The 9,123-nt window shown below is 58.2% G+C and carries 8 protein-coding genes and 3 pseudogenes; 3 read left to right on the top strand and 8 right to left on the bottom strand.

Features of this window, described 5'->3' with window-relative positions; translation table 11 throughout:
- A pseudogene (locus AC1VNY_RS41650) lies at positions 1-175 on the bottom strand (IS701 family transposase); the annotation flags it as partial.
- Positions 176-690: 515 nt separating this feature from the next.
- Here AC1VNY_RS41650 and AC1VNY_RS41645 point away from each other — a divergent pair.
- Positions 691-1,128: a hypothetical protein gene (locus AC1VNY_RS41645; RefSeq protein ID WP_482409542.1), complete on the top strand. Its 438-nt coding sequence runs from the start codon at positions 691-693 to the stop codon at positions 1,126-1,128.
- Between the two features lie 65 nt (positions 1,129-1,193).
- On the opposite strand, the pseudogene AC1VNY_RS41640 reads toward AC1VNY_RS41645, so the two are convergent.
- Positions 1,194-1,512 (bottom strand): annotated as a pseudogene (locus tag AC1VNY_RS41640) (transposase); the annotation flags it as partial.
- Positions 1,513-1,880: 368 nt separating this feature from the next.
- On the bottom strand, positions 1,881-2,858 hold the full coding sequence (locus AC1VNY_RS41635; RefSeq protein ID WP_482409541.1) for an ABC transporter substrate-binding protein: 978 nt from the start codon (positions 2,856-2,858) through the stop codon (positions 1,881-1,883).
- Between the two features lie 277 nt (positions 2,859-3,135).
- Here AC1VNY_RS41635 and AC1VNY_RS41630 point away from each other — a divergent pair, with 277 nt between their 5' ends.
- Together AC1VNY_RS41630 and AC1VNY_RS41625 are read left to right on the top strand one after the other, a co-directional pair.
- Complete coding sequence (locus tag AC1VNY_RS41630) at positions 3,136-4,818, top strand: cache domain-containing protein (protein ID WP_482409540.1); 1,683 nt, start codon at positions 3,136-3,138, stop codon at positions 4,816-4,818.
- A 153-nt stretch (positions 4,819-4,971) separates the two neighbouring features.
- A pseudogene (locus tag AC1VNY_RS41625) lies at positions 4,972-5,187 on the top strand (hypothetical protein); the annotation flags it as partial.
- A 922-nt stretch (positions 5,188-6,109) separates the two neighbouring features.
- Here the strand turns inward: AC1VNY_RS41625 and AC1VNY_RS41620 are convergent.
- Genes AC1VNY_RS41620 through AC1VNY_RS41600 form a run of 5 tightly spaced genes read right to left on the bottom strand, consistent with a single transcriptional unit; the run spans position 6,110 to position 9,006 of the window.
- Positions 6,110-6,286, bottom strand: coding sequence for a hypothetical protein (locus AC1VNY_RS41620; protein WP_482409539.1), 177 nt, complete (start codon positions 6,284-6,286; stop codon positions 6,110-6,112).
- Positions 6,287-6,290: 4 nt separating this feature from the next.
- Positions 6,291-6,506: a hypothetical protein gene (locus AC1VNY_RS41615; protein WP_482409538.1), complete on the bottom strand. Its 216-nt coding sequence runs from the start codon at positions 6,504-6,506 to the stop codon at positions 6,291-6,293.
- A 23-nt stretch (positions 6,507-6,529) separates the two neighbouring features.
- Entirely contained in the window at positions 6,530-7,369 is an 840-nt protein-coding gene (locus AC1VNY_RS41610) for an adenylate/guanylate cyclase domain-containing protein (protein WP_482409537.1), read from the bottom strand.
- A gap of 16 nt (positions 7,370-7,385) precedes the next feature.
- Positions 7,386-8,006, bottom strand: coding sequence for a PDC sensor domain-containing protein (locus tag AC1VNY_RS41605; protein WP_482409536.1), 621 nt, complete (start codon positions 8,004-8,006; stop codon positions 7,386-7,388).
- Between the two features lie 37 nt (positions 8,007-8,043).
- Entirely contained in the window at positions 8,044-9,006 is a 963-nt protein-coding gene (locus tag AC1VNY_RS41600; protein ID WP_482409535.1) for an ABC transporter substrate-binding protein, read from the bottom strand.
- Positions 9,007-9,123: the final 117 nt, after the last annotated feature.

Genomic DNA, 9,123 nt, shown 5'->3' with positions numbered 1-9,123 from the left:
TCGGTTGAACGCTCTTGCGATCGCCAGGACCGATCAGTCCCGCAACATACAGAGGACACATCCGCTGTCGGGTCTTATGACCCAGCCGGTCCAAGAACGGCATCAGCCAGCGTTCGAGTTCGTCTTCGCATCCCCGCATGGTCAGCCCTCCAAGAGCCGACCATCCATGAATCATTGAAAAATCGATTCGGGAATCCTATAAAACGCGACAAAATCAACAATCTGCCAAAGTAGTGCTAGCTAGTTGGGACTGCAATCCCAGTGATGCTCCCGAAATTTTCGATCTGCACTTTGGGCAACAAAAACGCCGCCGAAGGCGGCCGGTGGAATGGGGATATTGATTCGCGGGCTGGTTGATCTCGGAGGTTGCAGTGGTAGTCCCGCTCGCCAGCGGCGTACGAAACCTGTCGTGATCGGAACGCTCGTAGCGACGATCATCGCTCTGACTGTGGCCGAACATTTCGACGCTAGCATTGCTGATATGTCCGGCAGCCCGTAGGAATACTCGCCTGTCGAGCTCACGCTGCACTCTCCGATCACGCGCGTTGCCGAGTTCATCACAGAATCTGGTTTGCGAGGCTCTGCAACGCAAGGACCAGGTCGCAGTTCATCGAGCGACATGCGACCATGATCGAGGTGTTTTCCGTCGGCGCTATCCTATTGTAGGGTGCGCTTAGCAACACGATCGCCTTGGCGATGATCTCTGGCGACCACACGGTGGTCGGTATCTGGCTGCAGAACTCCGCCGGATTATTTCTGTTCGGGACGCTGATGCTCGTGGTCGCCCATCAGGCAGGTTTCATCAGCCCGATCCCGCGAACGCGGCTTCTCATTGTCTTAGGCGAGAGCAGCTTCTGCCTCTACATGGTCCACGTCATCATCATTCAGTACATGAACCTGAACTACGTGCTGGCGAATCATGCGTGGTGGGTGCGCTCCGCTGTCGCGACGTCGGCCGCCTATATCGGCTCTTTCCTGATCTGGCGCACCGTCGAGGTGCCGATGCGCCGCCTGATCCTGCGGATTGGCGGCGTACGCCGTCGCGACGACCGCAATCGCCAGGTCGAGCCATCGTTGAACACCGGCAATACAAGCGCCCCGCGACCTCCGGTAACAGTCGTCCGATAAGTCGTGCAGGTCGCATCGCCACAAGCGGACGTCAGCCCATCCGCGATCGGCTCATTCTCGTTGTGCGCGCGCAGCGCCAAGCCATTGTCCTTTCGGAAGTCCGCTATTGTCTTGTGATAGGGAGCAAGCCGAGCCAGCAGCCTCATCACCTCGATGTTGCGTCGGTTCAGATAGCCGTAGATGTAAAAGCTTCAGGAGAACCGAGAGATGATACGACAGCCGGCCAGTCGCCGCCGGCGTAGCTCCACCGAAGCATATCTCGGCCAGTTCAGCGCATCGACAAACTCGTCGATCGACAGGATTGTTCTCGTCAATGAAATCATCGAGGCATTCAGGCAGCAGTATCCGTTGCCCATGATCCGCCCCCTCAACGAAGCGCCTCATCGATTCCCCTTCAGAATCGGGAGAATCATAACAGCGGCATTATGTTTTCACACAGCCAGGGCCAGAAGCGGAAGTCGCGCTCTCCCGGGCCAGTTTCCGTTCGACTCCTATTTCGGCGGTACTTTGATCAAGTCGGCAGTGTAAGATACCACAGCATCATTGCCGGTGTTTTTGAGCCAATGCACTATATTCACGCCTTCAGCCGTGGTGTCGCCGGGATGGATGTATTCGAACTGCCATCTTCGTTTGTGACGTTATCGGTCTCTTGATAGAAATAGACGACCGCCGGTCGGTCCTTGTGGTTGTGCAGTCAGATGTAGCAGCACGTCGGCGAGAGTTATCCCCTCGAACGCTTGGTCGACACGTGCTCACTCGATAATCTCGTCGGCGAGCAGAAGAAGGGCGGAGGGCACCTCCAGCCCTTGCGCATTGGCCGTCTTGAGATTGATCACCAATCTGTACTTGATCGGTTGCTGAATTGGCAATTCGGCTGGCCTCGCACCTTTCAATATCCTACCTGCGTAAACGCCAGCTAACCGATGCGCATCCGCGATATCCGGATCGTAGCTCATCAAACCGCCTGCCACCGCGAAATCCCGAAACTGAAAGATCGCAGGGATGGCGACATCCGCAACCATTGCAACGAGCTTGTCTCGATGCACGTCGAAAACCGGATCACTCCCGACAAGCAGGGCATCTGACTTGATCTGCTTAAGCGCCAGGAACGCGCGTTCGATTCCAGCCGAATCGCTGGCCTCCAATAGGTGCAGGCTGGCCCCCAAGGTTGCGGCTGCAGCAGACATATCGGATGCCTGCGCGCGTCCCTCGTAGGTTTCGGGATTGATCAGCGCGGCGAAATCGCTTGCGTTTGGAACAAACTCGCGCAGTAGCTCGAGCCGTTTTGGTCCCAGCACGGCGGAAAAAATGGTCATGCCTGTTGCGTTGCCGCCCGGACGCGACAGTTTTGTGGCCAACCCTAGCTTTACAGGATCGGCCCCGATCACGAATACGATCGGTATTGTGTTCGAGGCTGCCTTCGCCGCAAGGGCCGAATTGGCGCCGCCGACGGCTGCGATGATTCTTACCCCGGAGCGCACAAGGTCATTGGCGATCTCGGGAAGGCGATCCAGTGAGCCATCCGCAAAGCGATATTCGATGCTGACGTTCTTGCCTGCCTCGAAGCCCACTTCCCGCAAGCCTTTGTCGAACGCCGCGACGACTCTTGTGGAATCCTTGGCAGAGCGCGTGCTCATAAACCCAATGATAGGCGCGACGGGCTGAGAGAACGCGGGGGGTGTCAGCAGAACCGAGACGCCCAGTTGCGCGATAAATTGCCGCCGCTGCATCGTGCCCCCTGCAAAATTCTTGCTCCGTGGTAATATACCACTTTTTCCCGATACCGTCTTTGAGCGCCTTGCGTTCGCTTGAGACCGACGGCCGATGGCATTTTTCGAGCGTAGCAGCTTCGCAACAAAACGAGCTGGGCCGCGTCGCTCGTCGGGCGGGTAAGGACGCTTGGTGATAGTGGCGAGGTGAAATTCGGTGGATGCGGGTTCACCCCTGTCGCCCGGTTGGTGGCCTTCTGGCGGCGCTCGACGGCGTTCGTTGTTCGTGAAGTATTTCGTGACGCTGTTTATCGCCGTGATTGTGCCCTTGTTGCTCGGCGCAGCCAGCGAGACTTGGTTCGGATATCAAGGCCAGCGCAGGGCCCTCAACGATCTATTGCAGTCGGAATCTCGCTCGGCTGCGGGTCGTATCCAAGCCTTTATTGACGGTATTCGCGACCAGCTCGGCTGGACCGTGCAATTTCCCTGGGTCGCTGGCGAAAACGAGCGGCATCGTATCGACGCCCTGCGGCTATTGCGGCAAGTACCCGCAATAGCCTCGCTGACCTTGGTCGACGAAACGGACAGGGAGCGCATTTTCGTCTCCCGCCAGGATGTGAATCGGGTAGGCCGCGGCACCAACCTAATGGCTGAGCCGGCGGTGAAAGGCGCTCACGCCAGCAAAGTCTGGTTCGGTCCGGTGCGATATGAAGGAGAATCGGAGCCGTATATGACCATTGCCGTGGCGGGCAATCGCACCTCCGCAGGTATAGTCATCGCCGACATCAATTTGAAGTTGATCAAGGATGTAATTTCGACAATCAAGATCGGGGAAACCGGATATGCCTTCGTGATCGACGACTCCGGTCGGTTGATTGCGCACCCAGATCTCAGCCAGGTGCTCCGTGGCGACGCCGCCTCAGAGGGTTTCGGATCTCTAATGAAGGCTGTTTCCGCCGCTAGCGGCGCAGCCGTGGTCACCAGCGACGTGGATGGCAAGGCAATTATCGCGGCGTCGGCCGGCAGGACAAGTGCGAACTGGACCGTAATTGCGCAACAGCCCATCGCAGAAGCCTTCGCTCCAATACGCGCTGCGCTGTGGCGATCGCTGGCGTTGATCGCAATCGGTGCACTTTCCGCGCTATCACTCGCTTGGTGGTTGGCGCATCGGATGTCCGGGCCGATCCGCCAGCTCGAGGACGGCGTGCAACGGATCGGCGCCGGTCAATTTGATCACCGCATCGAGATGTTCACTGGGGACGAGTTGGAACAACTCGCCGACCGGTTCAACGACATGGCGGGCGAACTTGCGGCCTCGCAAGAGAAATCTGAACGCATCAACCGATTGAAGCGGTTTTTGGCTCCCCAGGTGGCACAGCTTGTCGAGGATTCGGGACGTCAGGGACTGCTTCTTGGACAGCGACGGGAGGTGGTTGCTATCTTTGGCGATCTGAGAGGTTTCACGGCGTTTTCGGCCCACGCGGAGCCCGAGGTCATAATGGGAGTACTGAGCGAATATTATGAAGCCGTGGGAAGGGTCATTTCCCGCCATCAGGCGACGCTCACCGGCTTTGCCGGCGATGGGTTGATGGTCCTAGTCAATGCACCACTCGAATGCGACGAACCTGCCCAGCGGGGTGTCCGTTTGGCCATTGATATGCAGGCTGCGGTTCAATCGCTGATCATTGATTGGCGCGCCGCCGGCCATACAATCGGATTCGGCGTCGGCCTTGCGATGGGGCCGGCGACGGTTGGAACCGTTGGGTACGAAGGACGGATCGATTACACGGCAAACGGCAGCGTTATCAACCTGGCGTCCCGGCTTTGCAGTGTAGCTCTAGATGGCCAAATTCTGCTGGATTCCGCCATCGCGGGGAGTGTCGAGGGAGTCATAGCAGTCCGCAGCGTCGGCCAGCGGTCAATAAAAGGCTACGATACTCCGATGCACGTTTTTACCCCTATCGAGCCTGCCGCAAGCTAATTGCATGTTCCTGGATGATGGTTTTATCCGCTTGTCCATTCCGGTGCCCATAGCTGCGAGAGAAGCGATATCGCCAATGATGTATGGGCTGAACACGCTTCGGAATGTCGATTTGCGGTTTCCACCAACGGCTCACCGACCCTCTGTCAACGTGGGTTTAATTGCCTCGAAGTGAGGCGCCTGGAATGCGAAACGCATCAGACGGTTGCGCTCGATATCGTAAGGCGGCCGAAGTGGACGCCGATCCACGAGCTGGAGCGGTATATGCGCTGCAAGCAGTGCTCGCGGGCCAGTGGCTTTCCCTTCAAGCGCAGTCATCTGGTGGCATCGCGGACGATCTCTGCGATACACTCGCCATCAATATGGTGGCGGGAGAGCGATGACTTAGTTCGGTCCGAAAATCATATAGAGCAACATCGTACCCACAACGGCTGTCCAGCCGATCGAAATGGCAACGGCCCACACCTGCATTGACATCGGACGGTCCCTCAAAAACCAACAAGCAAACCGAAGAGGCCGCTGGCGCTGGACAGCGGCCTCTTGGACCCTATCTCAAATGAACGTCTTGGAAATAGAATCGCCACCGAAGGTCCGTCCTCAATAGACAACGAACCTGCAACGCCGTGAAGACCAACACGTCCGATGCTCAACCGGAACTATTACTACGTTGCAGGGACGATACACAGAGTGCGCAGCTGGAAAGTCCTTTTCGGGCTAAACCGGATCTTGTCTCTACTTTCGGATTACCCATTCTTATTTGTCCCGACGTCATGAACTTTTGGCGCGCCTTGCACATACTGACGTCTGTCAGGATTTTGCATTCCCTCCTGCGGCTAGAGCCAGCGCCAACCGCAAGCATTTCAAGCGGTCGGCGTTGTGCTGTGGGCTTGCGATTTCGCAACCAGGACGGCCATCGGCGCATCTGGGGGCTAGGCGGCGGGACGCCGAAGCCGCCCCGATTGCGAGCGCTCCCCAAGGCGCCGATGTTCATTGTAGCGAAGAACGATCGACATCGAAGATGCCATCGCACTGATGTGAGCACAGAAAGCCCCAGCCGGAGTGCTGGGGCGGCCCGTGGCGCTGGTTCCGAGCAACCTATGTTACGTCGATGCGTTATTTTGTCATCACCGGCCAAGGCTCTGCCGTAGATATCGGTGGCTGAGAGGCGAGCGCGCTCCCGCCTGCAATGCCAGGGAGCACGGCTGGTCCAGCCTGTTCATCCGATTTGTCCCGCCGCTAATTCGGTCCACTGCTGGCCCGAATTCAGACGGCCACGTTTCTTCATTCCTCCTCACGCTGGCGGCACCTTGGCAAGGCCGGATCCTTGTTTTCCTGTGCATTCCGCGACCATGAACCTGGCAAGAGAATCTTCGGGGAATTCCTTCAGGAGGTCACGATAGGCGTGCTCTGCGGCCGGTAAATCTCCGGCCTCGAACTCTTGCGAGGCTTGCCGGGTCATCGCGCTCAACTGCTCATCGCCGATGGCGAATCCTTACCTCCGGATCGTCACTCATGCGAAGGGCGAGCAATTCATAGATCATGAACATTGTCTTGCGGCCTTTGACCTGAACTCGCTTGATCGACCGCGCGAGTATTTCGTTCTTCGTCTGGTCGTAAACGCTGTCGCTGATGCAGATCGTGGTGCCAAACAGCTTGTTGATGCCTTCAAGGCGACCGGCAACGTTCACGCCGTCCCCCAAGGCCGTGCAGCTCAGCGGTTCGAAGAACCGACATTGCCAACAAGGACCTTGGCGCAATTGAGCCCGATCCTCAGGTGAATTGACGGCCGTCCTTCCGCCTCCCAGACATCGTTGACGCATTCCATGCGGCGCGCCGCCCGCAATGCGGCAGTGCAGGCGCGTAGGACGTGGTCAGGGCGTTCAGCCGGTGCATTCCAGAACGCCATAACGCCATCGCCGATGAACTTGTCGACGGTGCCGCCTTCCTCCGCGATCGCAGACGAGACTTCCTCTAGATAGGTCGAGATCTGGATCAAGAGATCATCGGGCGCGAGCGTCTCTGAGTGGGTAGAGAAATTCTTCAGATCGGAAAAGAACACGGTGAGGAATCGCGGCTCGACGCCGAGGGTCAGCGGGATGCCGGACTTGATCAGTTGGCGGACCACATCGAGCGGGACGAACGAGGAAAAGGATTTTAGCGAGGTTCGCAGCAGCGAAGCCGCCGATTCCAGCTTCGCGATCTCGTGGATGTTCGATGGTGGACGCGCGGGCGTATCAAAGTTGAGGCTTTCGATGGACTGCAATTGCCGGGACACGTTTTCGACCAGGCGCGATAGCCGACTGGAAGCGAAGTAAATGAAGAACAACTCGACTGTGGTGAGCGCAATGATCACGGCCATCATCAATCGATTGGTCCTCTTCAACGTCCCCACGAAATCGTCGATCGGCGTCAACGTGATCACCTGCCAGGCTTGACCGAAGTCGCCTGGAAAATTGGCGAACGCTGCTATCAAATCTTCTCCGTTGATCGGCGATCGGAAGACAAATCTGTCGGCGCCCGTGCGAGCATGCTCGCGAGGAGCCTCGCGCACCACGGGATCGTCGATGTCAGCCAGGGGTCGCGATCTTGAGCACTCCGTTCTCAATACGAACGCCTTTTTGTTTGTCCGGAAAGGCAATGATCTTCCCGTTGTTGCGGTCTGCGACGAATGTGATGCTCCCTGCGCTGGCGCGATGCCTGTCGAGAAAGCGTGACAGGACGTCCATGGTTATGTTGGCCGATGCGCAACCAATAAATTCAACGCCGCGGAAGATCGGAATGCGCAACGAGATGATGGGAAAGCCGGTATCGGGATTGATAGAAGGTTCAGTCACGGCAAGCGTGCGCGTCGTCTTGGCGGACTGATAACCGGGCAAAGTGCGAATGTCGATCTCGGTGGCAACATCATATTTGCCGACCTGATTGGGCCAAATGTCGAAAAATGTCCGATGGCGCACGCGGAGCAGGGAATTAGTGATTGCATCGACGTAGCTGGAGTGCCAATTCGCGATCGCGGGAATCCGGGGATCGGCGCGGCGGCGGTTCTCGTCGATACGGGTGACGACCCGATGATAACCATCCTCGAAACTGATGTAGGCGGCGTCGATATGGGCGGCCGAGGTCAGCGCGCGATACATCAGATCGCGGCTTTGCTCGATACGGAAATAGCCGGGATCGCTAGCGGCCACTTCGGCGAGAAAGCGCAGCGGGCTTTCGGTGTCTCGATCAGATCCTGGGTGCGTTCAACCCGGCCTGGCTGGTCTGCGCGACTGCGTCGTTCAGGATCGGCACGATGCCGGCCGAATTCTTGTTGTAATTGTAGATCAGGATGAAAATGAGGACAGGAATGCTGAGGCCGATGAAGAGCAGCGACATGATCAGGCTCAGTCTTGGCCGCCCCATCGTGGCAAACGGCGGAAGCGCGCCCAACCGTGCGATTACGACGCGCAAGCTGCGGCGATTTCGATACGCGACCAGAGCCGCAATCGCCAATCCGACCGGCACGAGCACAAGAGAAATCAGCCAACGCTGCAGGCTGTCGTCATTTCCATCCCAGATCAGTGCCGCGGGTAACGTATCGTCGGTCGGCAGCCCAAGTTGCCGATAGACCGCGGCGATGCCTCGCCAGCGTGCGGGATCCTGTTCGCCGATCCGGTCGATGTCCCGCCCGACCAGCGTCGCCGTCTGCTTCGCCTCAAACAGTAGGGCCTCCCGGCTCTTTTTCGCCGAGTACTTCCGCAGGATCAGATCGACCGTCGCTTCTTTATGAGCGAGAGCATAGGCCCAGCCTTTCACGCTCGCCGCCCTGAATGATGCGACTCGGTCGGGACGGGCTTTCACTTCCGCTTCGGAGGCGCACAAATTGTCGCCGTAAAAATCGATGCCGGATGCTGCGGGCGCGAAGGTGCGGTAAGCCGCGCCCAGCCGTTCAAGGACGAACGGCTCGTTGGTGCTGTAGGCGACCATCGCGTCGGCCCGGCCGGCCAAGAGTTCGCGCGGGTTTCCCTCGTGCGGGACGCGCAGCATCGACTGGTAGTCGATCCCTTCGTGCTTGAGCATTGCGGCGATCTCGTCGCTTCCCGGCGTGTCCATGAGCGTACGGCCGCGCAGATCTGCCACGATGCTGATATCTGCCCGACGCGCGACCAGGATGACGGCCGCCGAACGCTGGAATATGGCGGCCAGCACGACCAGCCGGCATAGTCCTAGTATCCGTAGCGACGATCACGATTGCCGCAACAGCGTTGAGCGAGCCCATTCGGACCAGCATCGCGGCTTCTATCCCAACCCCGTTCGATCTTGCGA

It is taken from the genome of Bradyrhizobium ferriligni, from assembly GCF_056837965.1.
The sequence above is the reverse complement of the archived record's forward strand: the minus strand, read 5'-3'. Positions and strand labels throughout refer to the sequence as shown.

Excerpts from the sequence above, each read along its gene's own strand:
- AC1VNY_RS41635 (WP_482409541.1), bottom strand. The coding sequence starts at position 2,858 with ATGCAGCGGCGGCAATTTATCGCGCAACTGGGCGTCTCGGTTCTGCTG.